13 protein-coding genes are annotated in these 16,210 nt (G+C 74.8%); 6 read left to right on the top strand and 7 right to left on the bottom strand.

Annotation, left to right across the window (positions count from 1 at the left end; all coding sequences use genetic code 11):
* Window position 1: 1 nt before the first annotated feature.
* From U874_RS0103080 to U874_RS0103065, 4 genes are read right to left on the bottom strand one after another with little or no spacing between them, the layout of a single operon-like run.
* Window positions 2-1,570, bottom strand: coding sequence for an ABC transporter ATP-binding protein (locus tag U874_RS0103080; protein WP_025133085.1), 1,569 nt, complete (start codon window positions 1,568-1,570; stop codon window positions 2-4).
* Window positions 1,567-2,376, bottom strand: a complete 810-nt coding sequence (locus tag U874_RS0103075; protein WP_025133084.1) for an ABC transporter permease — start codon at window positions 2,374-2,376, stop codon at window positions 1,567-1,569. The genes U874_RS0103080 and U874_RS0103075 overlap by 4 nt, the downstream gene beginning before the upstream one ends.
* On the bottom strand, window positions 2,373-3,374 hold the full coding sequence (locus U874_RS0103070) for an ABC transporter permease (protein WP_025133083.1): 1,002 nt from the start codon (window positions 3,372-3,374) through the stop codon (window positions 2,373-2,375). The genes U874_RS0103075 and U874_RS0103070 overlap by 4 nt, the downstream gene beginning before the upstream one ends.
* A gap of 2 nt (window positions 3,375-3,376) precedes the next feature.
* On the bottom strand, window positions 3,377-5,044 hold the full coding sequence (locus U874_RS0103065) for an ABC transporter substrate-binding protein (RefSeq protein WP_025133082.1): 1,668 nt from the start codon (window positions 5,042-5,044) through the stop codon (window positions 3,377-3,379).
* A 147-nt stretch (window positions 5,045-5,191) separates the two neighbouring features.
* Between U874_RS0103065 and U874_RS0103060 the strand changes: the two genes are divergently transcribed.
* A complete protein-coding gene (locus tag U874_RS0103060) occupies window positions 5,192-5,755 on the top strand; it encodes a TetR/AcrR family transcriptional regulator (RefSeq protein WP_025133081.1) in 564 nt (187 codons plus the stop codon).
* Between the two features lie 4 nt (window positions 5,756-5,759).
* Here U874_RS0103060 and U874_RS0103055 read toward each other — a convergent pair whose 3' ends face one another.
* The gene (locus U874_RS0103055) at window positions 5,760-7,805 is read right to left on the bottom strand and encodes an NADPH-dependent 2,4-dienoyl-CoA reductase (protein WP_025133080.1); all 2,046 of its coding nucleotides are present in this window, start codon (window positions 7,803-7,805) and stop codon (window positions 5,760-5,762) included.
* Window positions 7,806-8,014: 209 nt separating this feature from the next.
* On the bottom strand, window positions 8,015-8,218 hold the full coding sequence (locus U874_RS0103050; RefSeq protein WP_025133079.1) for a cold-shock protein: 204 nt from the start codon (window positions 8,216-8,218) through the stop codon (window positions 8,015-8,017).
* Window positions 8,219-8,632: 414 nt separating this feature from the next.
* Between U874_RS0103050 and U874_RS14075 the strand changes: the two genes are divergently transcribed.
* The 5 genes from U874_RS14075 (at window position 8,633) to U874_RS0103025 (ending at window position 14,793) form a co-directional block, all read left to right on the top strand.
* Complete coding sequence (locus U874_RS14075; protein ID WP_025133078.1) at window positions 8,633-9,595, top strand: NUDIX domain-containing protein; 963 nt, start codon at window positions 8,633-8,635, stop codon at window positions 9,593-9,595.
* Window positions 9,592-10,890: a quinolinate synthase NadA gene (gene nadA / locus U874_RS0103040; protein ID WP_025133077.1), complete on the top strand. Its 1,299-nt coding sequence runs from the start codon at window positions 9,592-9,594 to the stop codon at window positions 10,888-10,890. The genes U874_RS14075 and nadA overlap by 4 nt, the downstream gene beginning before the upstream one ends.
* Entirely contained in the window at window positions 10,887-12,641 is a 1,755-nt protein-coding gene (locus U874_RS0103035; protein WP_025133076.1) for an L-aspartate oxidase, read from the top strand. The genes nadA and U874_RS0103035 overlap by 4 nt, the downstream gene beginning before the upstream one ends.
* A complete protein-coding gene (nadC, locus tag U874_RS0103030; protein ID WP_025133075.1) occupies window positions 12,635-13,483 on the top strand; it encodes a carboxylating nicotinate-nucleotide diphosphorylase in 849 nt (282 codons plus the stop codon). The genes U874_RS0103035 and nadC overlap by 7 nt, the downstream gene beginning before the upstream one ends.
* An 80-nt stretch (window positions 13,484-13,563) precedes the next feature.
* Complete coding sequence (locus tag U874_RS0103025) at window positions 13,564-14,793, top strand: cysteine desulfurase family protein (protein WP_081809871.1); 1,230 nt, start codon at window positions 13,564-13,566, stop codon at window positions 14,791-14,793.
* A 128-nt stretch (window positions 14,794-14,921) separates the two neighbouring features.
* Here the strand turns inward: U874_RS0103025 and U874_RS0103020 are convergent, their stop codons facing one another.
* The gene (locus U874_RS0103020; RefSeq protein ID WP_025133073.1) at window positions 14,922-16,199 is read right to left on the bottom strand and encodes a DUF4192 family protein; all 1,278 of its coding nucleotides are present in this window, start codon (window positions 16,197-16,199) and stop codon (window positions 14,922-14,924) included.
* Window positions 16,200-16,210: the final 11 nt, after the last annotated feature.

The following is a 16,210-nucleotide window of genomic DNA, read 5'->3' as shown; positions in this document are numbered from 1 at the left end:
GCTACGCGGGGTCGCTCGCGCCGGGCGCCCCGCTCGCGCCGGGCGCCCCGCTTGCGCCGGGCGCCCCGCTTGCGCCGGGCGCGGCGAGCAGCTCGCGGGTGAACGCGTGCTGCGGTGAACGGAAGACCTGCTCGGTCGGGCCCTCCTCGACGATGCTGCCGTCGCGCATGATGAGGGTGCGATCGGCGATCGAGCGCACCGCAGCGAGATCGTGGGAGACGAAGACGAGGGCGACGCCCGAGTCCTCCTGCAGCCCGCGCAGGAGCGACAGGATGCCCGCCTGGGTCACCGTGTCGAGGGCCGAGACGGGCTCGTCGCAGACGAGCACGTCGGGGGCCGCCGCGAGTGCGCGGGCGATGGCCACGCGCTGACGCTGCCCTCCCGAGAGCGAGACGGGGCGCCGGTCGAGGAGCGCGGGATCGAGGCCCACCGCCGCGAGCAACTCCTCCGGACCGCGCCCGCCCGGCCGCACCGATGCCGCGAGGATGCGAGCGACGCGCCAGCGCGGGTCGAAGGTGGCGAGCGGATCCTGTGGGATGAGGCGCACGCGCGGCGCCGGACTCGCGGATGTGAGGCTGCCGGAGTCGAGGCGCTCCGCCCCCGCGAGGACCCGCGCGAGGGTGGTCTTCCCGGCGCCGGACTCGCCGATCACGCCGATCGCCTCGCCCGCGCGCACGCGGAGCGACGCCTCCCGGAGACCCGTCGTGCCGCCGCCCGGGGCCGGGAAGAGGCGGCTCGCGGCGTCGAGCGCGAGCAGTTCCCGGCCCGGCCGCGGAGCGGGGCCGGGCTTCGCTCCGCGGGGGATCGACGCGACGAGCGCGCGGGCGGCCGCGGTGCGGGGGGCTGAAAGCAGCTCGTCGCTCGCCCCCTCCTCGACGATCCGGCCGCCGTCGAGCACTGCGATGCGGTCGGCCACCGCGGCGACGGCGCCGAGGTCGTGGCTGATCAGGATGAGGCCCGTGCCCCGGTCACGGATCTCACGGAGGCTCGCGAGCACGTGTGCCGCGGTCGCCGAGTCGAGTGCGGTCGTCGGTTCATCGGCGATGAGGAGCGGCGGCTGCGCGGCGAGCGCGGAAGCGATCAGCACCCGCTGGCGCATGCCTCCGGAGAGCGCGCCGGGGCGCTGGCCGAGCCGCGCCTCCGCCTCGGGGAGCCCGGCGGCCTCCAGCGCGGCGAGCACTGCGGTTCGGCGGGGCGCCCCGCGCACGCCGCGGATGGCGAGCGCCTCACCCACTTCCGCCTCGACGGTGCGGAGCGGGTCGAGCGACTGCAACGCATCCTGGAGCACGAGGCCGACGGTGCCGCCGCGCACGCCGCGCCACTGGCGCCGGGACGCCCGGCGCAGCTCGCGCCCGTCGATCGCGAGGCCGCCGGCCTCGACGCGCCAGCCGCGGCTCTCCTGCGTCAGCCCGAGGAGCGTGCGGGCGAGCACGGACTTCCCCGCCCCGGACGCGCCGACGACCGCGAGGCACTCGCCCGCCCCGACCGACAGGGCGAGGTCGCTGAGCACGGTCGCGCCGCCGGGGGCGATGACGCTCAAGCCGGCGACCTCGATGATCGGCGCGGTCATGCGAGCTCCGTTCCGCGGGCGAGGCGTCGCCCGATCACGGTGAGCGCCGCGGCGGTGCCCACGATTGCGAGGCCCGGCCCGACCGTCATCCACCAGGCGGTGGTGAGGTAGACGCGGCCCGCGTTCAGCATGGCCCCCCACTCGGGGGCGGGCGGCTCGGTGCCGAGTCCGAGGAAACCGAGGGCGGAGACCCACACGATCGCCTGGCCGACGCCGAGGGTCGCGGCGGACACGAGCGGCCACAGAGTGTTCGGCGCGATGTGCCTGGCGAGGACCCGGGTGCGGGGCACACCGTCGAGCCGCGCCCACTCGACGTAGCCGCTGTCTGCCACGCTGCGCACCCGCGCGCGGAGCAGCCGGGCGTAGCCGGGCACGGTCGCGATCCCGATCGCGAGGATCGCCGCGTTCGGGCCGCTGCCGAGCACGGCGATGAAGAGCAGGGCCATGACGAGCGTGGGGAGCGCGAATAGAACCTCGAAGAGCCGGCTGAGCGCCGAGTCGAGCATGCGCGGCCCGAGCCCCGCGAGGAAGCCGAGGAGCGCGCCCGCGCCGATGCCGATCCCCGTCGCGGCGAGGCCGATCCCGACCGACGCCGCGGCGCCGTGGACGACGCGCGTCGCGACGTCGCGTCCCGACTCGTCGGTGCCGAACGGGTGCGCGAGCGAGGGCGGCTGGAACGCCTCGGCCGGATGGATCGCGAGCGGGTCGCCGGGCGCGAGGAGCTGCGGGGCGCAGACGGCGAGCAGCGCGAGCGCGAGCACCGCGAGGCTCGTGAGCTCGGGCGCACGGAGGAAGCGGCGGGTCATGCGCGCGCTCCGGACGGCGCGGGCGCGGCGCGGCGGCGCGGGTCGACGAGCGGCTCGACGAGGTCGATGAGCAGCATCACGGCGACGTAGAGGAGCGCGATCACCGTGACGCCGCCGATCACCACGGGCACGTCGCGCACGAGCGTCGCCTCGAGCAGGAGGCGGCCGAGGCCGGGGCGGGCGAACAGCGCCTCGACCACCACGGCGCCGCTGAGCAGGGAGCCGTAGGCCCAGCCGGAGAGTGCGAGCGCGGGGAGCGCCGCGTGGCGGAGGGTGTGCACGAGCAGCACGCGCGCCTCGGATCCGCCGCGAGCCCGGGCGGTGGTGGCGAACGGTGCGGCGTCGGCCTCGGCGAGCGAGCCGTGCATCACGTGCGCGAGGTAGCCCGCGATCGGTGCCGCGAGGGTGAGCACGGGGAGCACGAGCCCTGCGGGGGCGGCCCCCGAGCTGGTCGCCGGGAAGATCCCGAGGGCGGTCGCCCCGACGAGGATGAGCACAGCTCCGAGGAAGAAGTGCGGCGTCACGGAGATCACCGTCTCGATCCCCGTGAGCACGGATCGCACCGCCCGCCCGAGCCGCCCGCGCGCCGTCGCGGCGATCAGCGCGCCCCCGAGCGCGAGCACCCAGGCGAGCACGAGCGCGAGGGTGGCGAGGAGGAGCGTGGGCGGCACGTTCGCGGCGAGGAGATCCGCGACGGGCTGCTTGCGGGCGTACGAGTCCCCGAATTGAAGGGTGAGCGTGCGCCACAGCTGGCCGAGGTACTGCAGCAGGATCGGCTGGTCGAGGCCGTAGTCGGCGCGCGCCCGCGCCACGGCCTCCGCGCTCGTCTGGGAACCGGGCCCGCCGAGGATCGCCTCGAGCGGATCGCCGCTCGCGCGCACCGCGGCGAACACGATCGTCGACGTGACGAGCACGACGAGCACCGCGGAGCCCAGGCGCCGCAGCACGGCGCGGGCGAGTCGCCCCGCCCGCGCCGTGCCGTCGCCCCCAGCCGTCACCGCTACGCCGTGAGCTGCGCGTTGATGAACGTCGGGGTCGCGACCGTGCCGAGGGTCGTCACGCCCGTGACGCCCTTCGTGAGGAAGTGGTTCTGCTGGTCGTAGAGGGGCAGCACCGTGAAGCTCGCGAGGATGCGCTCCTGCGCCTCGACGTAGAGCTTCGTGCGCTCGGTGGCGTCGAGCGTCGCGGATGCGCTGTCGAGGAGCGCGTCGAGCTCGGGATCGGAGAGCTGCGCGTGGTTCGCGAAGTAGCCCGAGGGGGCCGGCACGATGCCGTCCGAGTGGAACAGGATGCGCAGCACGTCGGGGCCGACCTTCGTGTAGGGGGCACTCACCGCCTCGTACTCGTTCGCGCCGAGCGCGCCGTACCAGGTGCTCAGATCGACGGGCTCGAGCTGCACGTCGAAGCCGACGGCGGCGGTGTTCGCCTGGATCTGCTCGAAGAGCGACTGCTCGGCGGCCGTCGACTGGTTCGTGCTCACGGGGAAGCGCACGGTGAGGCGCGCGCCGTCCTTCGTGCGCACCCCGTCGGCATCGGTCTGCGACCAGCCGGCCTCGTCGAGCAGCTTCGCGGCCTGCGCCGCGTCCGTGACGAACCGCTCGGGATCGCTCACGGCCGCGGGCTCCGTGCTCGCGAGGGCGGAGTACGAGCGCCCGGCGGTCCCGCGCGTCAGCGACTCGATCCCGGGGTTCGGATCGGCCGCGCGGATGAACGCCTCGCGCACGCGGATATCGTCGAACGGCGCCTGCGCGGAGTTCAGCTCGATCCGGTTGGATGCGCCGGGGCGCGGGGCGTCGATGTGCGCGATCCCCGCGTCCTTCGCCGCGACGATGTCGTTCGGCAGCGGGTTGTCGATCATCTGGACCTCGCCCGAGGCGAGCGCCGCGTAGCGGGTGGCCGCATCGGGGATGAAGCGCCACTCGATCTGCTCGAGGTGCGCCGCGCCGTCGTGGTCAGCCTCGGGGCCGGGCGTCGCGTAGTCGTCGTTGCGCACGAGCGTCACCGACTGCTGCGGCGCCCACGCCTCGACGGTGAACGGGCCGGTGCCGATCGGGGCCTGGCAGTTCTCCTCCATGCCACGGGCGATTCCCGCGGGCGACTGGATCGCCGTCCACTGCTGGCTGAGCGATTCGAGCAGCGCGGAATCGGGGGCGGAGAGATGGAAGCGTGCGTGCGTGGCATCGACCACCTCGACCTCGCGCACCTTCTCGACGGCGAGGTAGCCCGTGGACGACTGGGTCTCGGGATCCTGCAGGTGCTCGATGTTCGCCCGGACGGCCGCGGCGTCGAGCGGGGTGCCGTCGGTGAACGTCACGTCGCTGCGCAGCGTGAAGTCCCAGGTGAGCCCGTCCTCGCTCGTGCTCCACTCGCTCGCGAGCCAGGGGGTGATCTCCCCGTCCGCGGTGCGGCCGACGAGCGGCTCGAGGTACTGGGTGGAGATGAGTGCCTGGGGGTAGTTGCCGCCCACGTGCGGATCGAGGCAGGTGGGCTCCGCGTCGCCCGTGGCGTAGACGAGCGTGCCGCCGTCCTGCGGCGTGCCGCCGTCGGCGGCGCCGCCCGGGGCGGCGCAGGAGCTGAGCGCGAGCGCGGCGCCGGTGGCGAGGATCGCGAGGCCGGTGAGGCCGAGTGCGCGCGGGGCGTGCGACGCCCGGGGGATGTGCAGTGCCATGCTGGCGGCTCCCTGTTGTTAGATCGAGTGCAACAACGAGCAGTCTAGCTCAGGACGCATGCCGCGCGGAACGCGCGCGGGAAAAACGGGCGCCGCCCGCGGGGGCCGCCCGTGGGGCCGTGGCCGGTCCACCGCTAGGCTGGGCCCATGACGACTCCCGCGCGCGGGCGCCCCCGCGCCTCCTCACGCGAGACGATCGCGGACGCCGCGACGGAGCTGTTCCTCGAGCAGGGCTACGAATCGACGGCGGTCACCGAGATCACCCGCCGTGCCGGAGTGAGCCGCTCCAGCTTCTTCAACTACTTCGCCGGCAAGGCCGACATCCTCTGGTACGTGCTCGACGAGCGCATCGCGACCGTGCTCGGCGGCGTCGCCGACCCCGAGACCGCGCTCCCGGATGCGCTCTCAGCGCTCGCGACGACACCGACCCCCGGCACGCTCGCGCTCGCGATCGTCGATGCGCGCACCATGGGCGTCGAGGCCGAGCTGTTCGCGGGGCGGGCCGACCGGCAGCTCCGCCTGGCCGGCGCGATCGCGGAGCGTCTCGTGCGCGATGGCGGTGATCCGCTCCGCGCCGAGATCGCGGGCGCGGGTGCCGCCGCGGCAGCGCTCGGTGCAGTGTGGCGCTGGGCCGAGCGCGGCGCCGGGCGCACCTCGCTCGCTGCGGCACTCGACGAGGCGCTCGCCGCAGCGGGGGAGCTGCTGGGCTGAGCGCTCAGAGCGCCGCGGCGAGCCGCGTGCCCTGATCGATCGCGCGCTTCGCGTCGAGCTCGGCCGCGAGGTCGGCTCCGCCGATGAGGTGCGCGGTGCGTCCGAGCGCGGCGAGCTCGCCGTGGAGCGTGCGCTCCGGCTCCTGTCCCGTGCAGAGCACGATCGTGTCGACCGGCAGCGTGCGCTCCGCACCGTCGACCTCGATGCGGAGCCCCTCGGGAACCACGCCGAGGTAGCGGGCCCCCGGGACCATCGCGACCCCACGGCGGGCGAGCTCGGTGCGGTGGATCCAGCCCGTGGTCTTCCCGAGCCCGGCGCCGAGCTTGCCCGGCTTCCGCTGCAGGAGCGTGACGGCGCGGGCGGGGCGGGGCGCCGCGGCCTCCGATTCCGAATCCTCCGTGGCGAGCCCGCCCCGGGCGCTCGTCTCCGGATCCACGCCCCAGTGCGCGAGGAAGCCCGCGATGTCGCCGGGGTCGTCCGCTCCCGTGTGTGTGAGGAACTCGGCGACGTCGAAGCCGATACCCCCGGCGCCGAGAATCGCGACGCGCTGCCCGACGGGGGCCCGCTCCCGCAGCACATCGAGGTAGCTGAGCACGCGGGGGTCCTCGAGCCCCGGGATCTCGGGCGTGCGCGGGAGCACTCCCGTCGCGAGCACGATCTCGTCGAAGTCCGCGGCGACGAGCGCAGCGGCCGTGGCACGCTCGCCGAGCCGGAGGCGCACCCCGGTCTCGTCGATCCGGGTGCGGAAGTAGCGGAGCGTCTCGCGGAACTCGCTTTTGCCCGGAACCTGGAGCGCGACGTTCAGCTGCCCGCCGATGCGCTCGCCCGCCTCGTAGAGCGTGACGTCGTGGCCGCGCTCGGCCGCCTCGGTGGCGCACGCGAGCCCGGCCGGGCCGGATCCGACGACCGCGATGCGGCGCCGCTCGGCCGCGGGGGAGCGCACGAGCTCGGTCTCGTGGCCCGCCCGCGGGTTCACGAGGCAGCTCGCGAGTCTGCCCGAGAACGTGTGGTCGAGGCAGGCCTGATTGCAGCCGATGCACGTGTTGATGCGCTCGGGGGTTCCGGCCGCGGCCTTGCGCACGAACTCGGGGTCCGCGAGGAACGGGCGGGCGAGCGACACGAGGTCGGCGTCGCCCGCGGCGAGGATCGTCTCGGCCGCCTCGGGGGTGTTGATCCGGTTCGTGGCGATGAGCGGGATCGAGACAACCCCGCGGAGGCGCCGCGTCACCCAGGCGAACGCGCCGCGCGGCACCGAGCTCGCGATCGTCGGGATGCGGGCTTCGTGCCAGCCGATCCCGGTGTTCAGCAGGGTCGCGCCCGCCGCCTCGACGGCGCGCGCGAGTGCTGCGACCTCATCGGGGGTGGAGCCGTCGGGCACGAGGTCGAGCATCGATAGCCGGTACACGAGGATGCTCTCGGGGCCGAGCGCCGCGCGCACCCGGCGGACGATTTCGATGGGCAGGCGAGCGCGGCGCTCTGCGCTCCCGCCCCAGCGGTCGTTTCGGTGGTTGGTGCGCGGGGCCGTGAACTGATTGATCAGGTAGCCCTCGGAGCCCATGATCTCGACGCCGTCGTAGCCCGCCTCGCGCGCGAGCCGGGCGCTCTCGGCGAAATCGTCGATCGTGGCCTCGATCTCGGCGTCGCTGAGCTCGTGCGGGGTGATGGGGGAGATCGGTGCGGGGATGGGGCTCGGCGCGACGGCTCCGGGGTGGGCCGCGTAGCGGCCTGCGTGGAGGAGCTGCAGCGCGATCCGGCCGCCCTCCGCGTGCACGGCATCCGTGACGACGCGGTGGCGCGCGAGTGCGCCGGGCTCGGTGAGCGTCGCGGCGCCCGGGGTGAGGCGGCCCGCATCGTTCGGGGCGACGCCGCCCGTGATGATCAGCGCCGCCCCGCCCCGGGCGCGCTCGCGGTAGAAGGCGGCGAGGCGCTCGGCGCCCCCGTCCTCCTCTTCGAGGCCGAGGTGCATCGACCCCATGATGACGCGGTTCGGGAGCGTGGTGAAGCCGAGCTCGAGCGGTGCGAGCAAGTGGGGATACGTCGACGGTGACATGCGGCCCTCTCTGGTGTGCGCGGTGCTCCGAATGTAGTGGGAGCTGCGCGGCGGAGCGAGCCGACTGTGGCATCCCTCCAAACGGCGGTGTCGGGGGAGCGCTGGCGCCGCACGCAACAGAGGAGGCGGGGCCGTAGCCCCGCCTCCTCCGGCGTGCGTCACCGGAGTGACGCGGGTGCGACGCTTACGCGCCGCGAGTGATCCGCAACTTAGATCGCGCGGATGTTGCTCGCCTGCAGACCCTTGGGGCCCTGCTCGATGTCGAACTCGACGCGCTGCTCCTCGAAGAGGTCGCGGCGGCCGTTGCCCTGGATCGCGCTGAAGTGAGCGAAGACGTCGGACGCGCCATCATCGGGGGTGATGAAGCCGAAGCCCTTTTCGGAGTTGAACCATTTCACGGTGCCGGTGGCCATACTGTATTTCCTTTGTGTTGCTGGCCGCGAGAGGCGGCCGGGGTGCCACGGCGACGGCGCCGACGTGGAGACTGGTAGCTGTGCCGCATGTTTGCGACGGACAAAACTTGCTGGTGAATCCCAACGTTCGGCATTACTGGTCTTGCGGCTGAGCATATCCCACCAATTGGCGCCGTTGCAGAATCGTGACACTCTCGTGTCTTTTTTCTGCATTTCCTGGGGAGTCGCCCGGGATTCCGCGGAAGTCGCGCCACGCGCGGGATGCGCGAAGTCGCGTCGCACGCGCGCTTCGGCGCGTCGCGGTGCCCGGCGCGGCGCGCATTGCTGGGAATATGACGTACGCTGACTTATGGTCATAGTGACTTTAAGTGTGAGCGCGGAGCCGATCCGCGCCCCTGACGGAGTGGAGCCGGGATGCCCTACGGCAGCGCGAGCGTGAGCGAGCGGCGCACGCTGCCGCCCGCGGTCGCTGTGTCGGTGGTCGCCTTCGCGCTCGAGCCGCCGGCCGACGCGGAGCGGGGGGAGGCCCCCGCGGCCGAGCGCCCGGCGCCCGATGCCACGGCGCCGCGCGGTCCTGGCAACGCCCGCGCTGCCTCGCGCGGCACGACGATCTGGGTGCCGCTCGTGCGGCGCACGCGCGAGCCGTTCCTCGGCCAGTGGGCGCTGCCGGGCGGGCCGACGGAGTGGGACGAGACGCTGTCGGACACCGCGCTGCGCACGCTCCGCGCGGCCGTGCGCCGGGACCCGGGATCGCTCGAGCAGCTCTACTCCTTCGGCAGCGTCGAGCGCTCGGCCGAGGCGCAGCGCCTCGTGACGATCGCCTACTGGGCGCTGTACGGGGAGCGCGAGCTCGCCGCGCCCGCCCGTGCGGAAGCACCCGGCCCCCACGCCGATCGCGACACCGCGGCAGCCACGGGCGAAGCGACCGCCCCGCGGCGCTGGGACGACCCGGAGCCCGCGGTCGCCCCGGGCGGGTCGCTCGCCGCAACCGGGCCTGCCGACGGTAATGTGCGCTGGTTCTCCGCGGACCGGCTCCCGCCGCTCGCCTTCGACCACGCCGAGATCGTGGCCCACGCGCTCGCCCGGCTGCGCGCCCGCACCGAGTACGCCGCCGTGGCGCACCGCTTCCTCGGGAGCGAGTTCACCCTGAGCCAGCTCCGCACCGTCACGGAGGCCGTGCTCGGCGAGTCCGTCGACCCGGCGAACTTCCGACGCCAGGCACTCGCCCGCGGCGGGCTCGTCGACACGGGCCGGCTCGACTCCGGCGGCGCGCACCGCCCGGCCCGCCTCTACCGCTTCAGCGATCCGGGGAGCGCCGGATCCGACTCCTCCGGCCCCTCCCTCTTCACCCCCTCTCATCCAAGGAGCTCCTCATGACGAGCGTGCACGAACTCATCCGGGACGCAGCGACGCGCGAATCCGCGCACCGGCGCCCCATCGCCCTCCGCGCCACCGGCGTCTCGAGCTGCGACACCGGTCTCGCGCGCGACCCCTGGGCCATCGACCAGGATCCCGGCTACGGTCCCGGCGCGTCCGCGGCCGACGAGATCCCGGGCAGCGCCCCGCGCCAGGGCCCGCTTCCCGCGGAGTACACGGCGGCGAGCGATGAGGAGCTCACGGCGCGCATCCGCGCGGCGAAGGAGACCCTCGGCGACCGCGTGCGGATCCTCGGGCACTTCTACCAGCGTGATGAGATCGTCGAGCACGCGGACTTCGTCGGCGACTCGTTCATGCTCGCGCAGGCCGCGAAACAGCACCCGGAGGCCGAAGCATTCGTGTTCTGCGGCGTGCACTTCATGGCCGAAACGGCGGACATCCTCTCCGACGCCGAGCAGGCTGTGATCCTCCCGAACCTCGCCGCGGGCTGCTCGATGGCCGACATGGCGACGATCGAGCAGGTCGAGGACTGCTGGCGCGAGCTCACGGCGGCGCTCGGCCCCGCCGAACCGGGCGGGCTGCAGCCCGTGATCCCGGTCACCTACATGAACTCCTCCGCTGCGATCAAGGCGTTCTGCGGGCGCAATGGCGGCATCGTCTGCACCTCCTCGAACGCCCGAACGGTGCTCGAATGGGCGTTCGAGCGCGGGCAGCGCGTCGTCTTCTTCCCGGATCAGCACCTCGGCCGCAACACCGCGAAGGCGATGGGGATCGCGGAGGAGCAGATGCCGCTCTGGCGCCCGCACCTCGCGCTCGGCGGGAACACCGAGGAGCAGCTCCGCGACGCCCGAGTGATCCTCTGGAACGGGTTCTGCTCCGTGCACAAGCGCTTCACCGTGGGGCAGATCGAGCAGGCCCGCGCAGACTTCCCCGGCGTTCGCGTGATCGTGCACCCCGAGTGCCCCGCCGCGGTCGTCGAGGCGGCCGACGGCGCGGGATCGACGGAGTACATCCGCCTCGAGATCGAAGCGGCGGCGCCCGGCTCGGTGATCGCGGTGGGCACAGAGATCAACCTCGTCAACCGCCTGCAGCAGCAGCGCCCCGACCTGACGATCTTCTGCCTCGACCCGGTTGTGTGCCCGTGCTCGACGATGTACCGCATCCACCCCGCCTACCTCGCCTGGACGCTGGAGGCGCTCGTGGCCGGGGAGACGCCGAACCGCATCACCGTGAGCGACGAGGTCGCCGCGGACTCGCGCGTGGCGCTCGAGCGGATGCTCGCGGCCCGGCCATGATCCTCGTGGTCGGCTCGGGGGTCGCCGGGCTCGCGTGCGCGCTCGCCGGGCTCGACGCGGGCGCCGAGGTCCTCCTCGTGACCCCCGGCCGGCTCACGGCGCCCGCGGGCGACGCGGCCGGATCCGAGGCCCGACTCGACGCGCTGCTCGCGCGCGCCGGGGGGAACACGGCGCTTGCGCAGGGCGGCGTCGCCGCGGCGATCGGTGCGGGCGACACGGTCGCCGAGCACCTCGCCGACACGATCGCGGCGGGGGCCGGGCTCGTCGACCGCGAGGCGGCGGACGTGCTCACGCGCGACGGGGCGGCGCGGCTGCGCGCCGCGATCGCGGCGGGCTGGGTCGTCGACCGCGCGGCGGACGGCAGCCCCGCGCTCGGCCGGGAGGCCGCGCACGGGCGTGCCCGCGTGGTGCACGCGGGCGGCGATCGCACGGGAGCGGGTCTGCACGCGTTCCTGCGGGGGCGGGTGCTCGCCGCGGCTGCGGCCGGGCGCCTCGCGCTGCGGGAGGAGACGCGCGTCACCGCGCTGCTCCGCGTCGACGGCACGGTGCGCGGCGCCGAGCTCAGCTCCGCCGACGGCGCGGTCGCAGAGCAGGCGGCCGACGCCGTCGTGCTCGCGACGGGCGGCTACGCGAGCCTCTACCCGCGGACCTCGAACGCCCCCGGCGCCGTAGGCGAGGGCGTGCTCCTCGCCGCCCGCGCCGGAGCGCTCGTCGCCGACCTGGAGTTCGTGCAGTTCCACCCGACGGTGCTCCACCAGGCGGTGCTCCACCAGGCGGTGCCCAGCCTCGCAGCGGGTGCGGGTCCGGGCGCGGGTCCGGGCGCGGATCACGCGGTCGGCGCCCCGGCCCGGGGCGAGCTCGTGTCCGAGGCCGTGCGCGGCGCGGGCGCGGTGCTGCGTGACGGCTCGGGCGCGCACTTCCTCCGAGAGCTTCACCCGCTCGCCGAGCTCGCGCCGCGGGACGTGGTCTCGCGGGCCATCCACCGGGTGCTCCGCGAGCGCGGCGAGGAGCAGGTGTGGCTCGACGCGACCGGGATCGAGCGCGAGGGCGGGAGCGGTACGCTTGCGCGCCGCTTCCCGGGGATCACGGCGACTGTCGCCGCACACGGGCTGGACTGGCGCCGCGAGCCGATCCCCGTCTCACCCGCCGCGCACTACACGATGGGCGGCGTCGCCAGCGATCTCGACGGGCGGAGCACCGTGCCGGGGCTCTTCGTCGCCGGCGAGGTCGCCGCCACCGGGGTGCACGGCGCGAACCGCCTCGCCTCGAATTCCCTATTGGAAGGGCTCGTCTTCGGGGAGCGCGCCGCGCGCGCGGCCGTCGCCTGGGCGGGCGGCGGACTGCGGGACTGGCGGACGCGCGGCGCGGGTTTCGCGCGCCTGCGTGCCGAAGCCGAGACCGTTCCGCTGCACGTCGACGCCGGGCAGGGAGACGAGCCGCAGCCCTCGCTCGCTGCGGTGCGCGCTGCGATCGCCGCGGGGCTCGGGATCGAGCGCGACGCCGCCGGGCTGCGCGCCGTATTCGAGACCTGTGATCGCAGCCCGAGCGACACCGCCGAGCTCGCCGCCATGATCGCCCATGCGGCTGCCGCCCGCGAAGAGTCCCGCGGCGCGCACCAGCGCAGTGACGCCCCAGCGGCGCGCGCCGGCGCGCGGCGCGCGGGCGTCCAGTTCACCCACCTGGTGCCCGCCGGAAGCGCGGCCCCGACCGCTTCGTCCGACCGCACAGCTAGGAGCCTTGCCGCATGCTGACCCCTCACCTGATCACCGATGTCGTCGCCCGTGCGCTCGCGGAGGACGCCCCGTGGGGCGACCTCACGGTGGAGCTGACTATCCCTGAGGATGCGACGGTCGAGACCCGGCTGGTGGCGCGGGAGGCGGGCGTCCTCGCCGGCGGCCCGCTCATCGTGGAGACCTTCCGCCAGGTCGATCCGCGCGTGCGGGTGACGGAGCTGCGCGAGGAGGGCACCCGATTCGTTGCGGGCGACGTGCTCGCCCGGATCGCGGGCCCCGCGCGGGCTGTGCTCACGGGGGAGCGCGTCGCGCTGAACTTCAGCCAGCGCCTCAGCGGGATCGCGACGCTCACGGCGCGCTTCGTGGCGGCGGTGGCGCATACCGACGCCCGGATCGCGGACACGCGGAAGACGACGCCCGGGCTGCGCGCCTGCGAGAAGCACGCCGTGCGCATGGGCGGCGGCTCGAACCACCGATTCAGCCTGTCCGACGCGATCATGGTGAAGGACAACCACCTCGCGGCCCTCGGCGCGGTCGATGAAGCGAGCACGACGGCGGCGCTCGCGGGCCTGCGGGAGCGCGCGGGCCACACCACGGCGATCGTCGTCGAGGTGGATCGGCTCGACCAGATCCCCGCGGTGCTCGCTGCCCGCCCCACGGGGGTGCTGCTCGACAACTTCTCGAACGAGGAATTGCGCGCGGGCGTCGCCCTCATCGGCGCGCGCGCGATCGTCGAGGCGAGCGGCGGGGTGTCGCTCGACACCGTGGCCGGGATCGCCGAGACGGGCGTCTCGGTGATCTCCGTGGGGCAGCTCACCCACAGCGCGCGAGCGCTCGATCTCGGCCTCGACGCTGAGTGAACGGAGCTGGTGGAGTGACCGGAGCTGGCGGAGTGACTGGAGCCGGTGAAGCGACCGGCGGCAGCGTGACCGGCGGGGGCGTGACCGGCGGGGGCGCCGGGGCAGGCTCGGGCTACCTGGACGCTGCGGCGACCGCCCCGCTTCGCGCCTCGGCCCGCGCGGCAATGCTTGCCGTGTGGGACGCGGGCCAGGCGAACGCGTCGAGCGTGCACGCGGCCGGGGCGCGCTCCCGCGCCGTGGTGGAGGAGGCGCGCGGCCGCGTCGCCGCCGCGTTCGGGGCGCGCCCCGGCGAGGTCCTCTTCACCTCGGGCGGCACGGAGGCGAATGCGCTCGCGATCACGGGTCTCGCGCTCGCCCGGCCCCGGGGGCGCCACCTCGTGGTCTCGGCGATCGAGCACTCGTCGGTGCTCGAGTCGGCCCGCTTCCTGGAGCGCGTGTTCGGTTTCGAGCTCTCCGTGGTGCCCGTCGATGCGCGCGGACGCGTCGCACCGGAGGCCGTCGCTGAGGCGCTGCGGCCCGATACGACCCTGCTCTCGGTGGGGCTCGCGAACGGTGAGATCGGTACAGTGCAGGCGATCGGCGAGCTCGCCGCGCACGCACGGGCCGTGGGGGCGCTCGTGCACACGGACGCCGTACAGGCGGCGGCGACGCTGCCCGTCTCGTTCGCCGAGGCACCGGGCGAGGCCGGGGCCTGGCCGGGGCACTCCGTCGATGCGATGACGCTCGCCTCGCACAAGTTCGGCGGCCCGCAGGGGGTCGGCGCGCTGCTCGTGCGCACCCGCCTGCCCCTCGAGCCGATGCTCCACGGCGGCGGGCAGGAGCGCGGGCTGCGCTCGGGGACCGAGAACGTCGCGGGGATCGCCGGCTTCGGCGCCGCGGTCGCGGAGAGCGCGGCCGAGGTGGGGACGCAGGCGCTCGCGCTGATGGCGAGTCGGGACGCGCTCGTCGCTCGCGTGCGAGACGCGGTGCCCGGAGCCGCGCTCACGGGGGATCCCGAGGAGCGGCTGCCGGGGCACGCTTCCTTCACCGTGCGCGGCGTGAGCGGCGAGTCGCTCCTCGTGGCGCTCGACGCCGCGGGGCTCGCCGTCTCCTCCGGGTCTGCGTGCGCGGCCGGGCGCTCCGAGCCCTCGCCGACGCTGCTGGCACTCGGCATCGCGCCCGAAGTTGCCCAGTCGGCGCTCCGCTTCACGCTTCCCGACCCGATCGACGACGAAACGATCGAGCGGATCGTGCGGGTGCTGCGCGCCGAGGTGGCGCGTGCGGGTGCCGTCGGCGGGCGGGCCCTCGACGAGGGAGCGGCCCTCAGCTGAGGGGAGCCCGGTGCTGCCGGCCGATGCGCGGTGAGACCGGGGCACCTCGCCTGGTGCCCGGCGACAGCCGGTCCCGCCGCTTGCCCGGTGACGGCCGGCCCTGCCGCGTTTTCCCCGGTCGCGCCGGGTCATGCCGCGTCCGCGGGCGGCACGGCCCAGTCGCGCAGGATGTGGCTGGGCACCGAGATCAGATCGGTGAGCACGCCGATGAGCGCGCCTCCCGGCTGCAGCGCTCGTGCCGCCGCGAGCTGGTGCTCGGCGACGCTCTGGAGCCCCGCGAGCCACCAGCACCAGGCGCTCAGCGTGAGGAGCGGCGCACGCCGCTCCTCCGGACACTCGGAGAGCGCCTCGGTGAGCCGAGCACGCACGGGCAGGAGCCGCGCGCGATCGGTGAAGGCGGGGGAGAGCAGCGCAAGCGTGCGGTGCGTCGACCATCCCGTCGCGCCTCGGGGACCGGGCTGGTCGCGAGCCGCGGGCAGCGCGGCGAACTCCCGCTCGGTGCGCCCGCCCGGGAATGCCTCCTGCGAGACCGTGGGGCGGGTCAGGATGCCGAGGGCCACGACCGTCCAGACCCGGTGGTCGCCGAGTTCGGCGATGAGCGCGGCCGTGCGCCGCGGGGAGAGCGGCCCCATTCCGGTGAGCGCGCGGGCGTGCGCATCGGCCCGGCGCAGCCAGAGCGCATCGCCGAGCGGGGGATCGGCGTGCTCGGCCGCCCGGGACGCGTCGACGCCGGCGAGCGCCGCGACGACCGCGCGGGCGCGCTCGGGATCCGGCTCCGGGATCTCCCCGAGCTTCGCCTGCTCGCGCACGGCCCCCAGGCGCACGGCCGCCGCGAGGGCGAGCGGGTGCTGCGCGAGCTCGGCGAGCGGGCGCCGGGCGGCCGCGGCTCCCGGCTCGAAGGAGCTGCTCCACCCGTCGGCGGCCACGCAGCAGAGCTCGCGCACGGCGACGCCCGTGCGCGGCACGCGAGCGCGGAGCCCGGCGGCGAGGCGGGGCCAGGGCGGGGATCCGTTGTGGAAGCGCGCATCGGTGATGATCGCGATGCCGACGCTGAGCTCGGAATTGGCGCGGGGACCCGGCGCTCGCGCGCCGCGCGGCTCCGGCACCTCGGGAGGCCCCGGCGGTTCGAGCGGGTCACGTGACTCACGCGCATCGAGTGATTCGAGCGAGCCGAGCGCCGCGCAGAACGTGTCGAGCACGGGGCCGAGGAGCTCGGGCCGGTCGGCGGGAGGGAGATCGATGCGGAAGGCCTGGCGGGAGCGCGAACCCGCGAAGAGGACCCCGACGAGACTGTTGCGCGGGGTGAAGCCGAGCAGATGGGGCAGGGCGGCGAGGAACTCGCCGGTGGAGCGGCAGCGGAGCACGAGCGGCTCCGAGGGGACGTGAGGATCGAGGTGAGCGGTCATGCCCTGATCCT

The sequence above is a fragment of the Leucobacter sp. PH1c genome, assembly GCF_000633415.1.
GTDB lineage: Bacteria > Actinomycetota > Actinomycetes > Actinomycetales > Microbacteriaceae > Leucobacter.
Note: the sequence above shows the minus strand (reverse complement) of the source record. Positions and strands in the feature narration are given on the sequence as shown.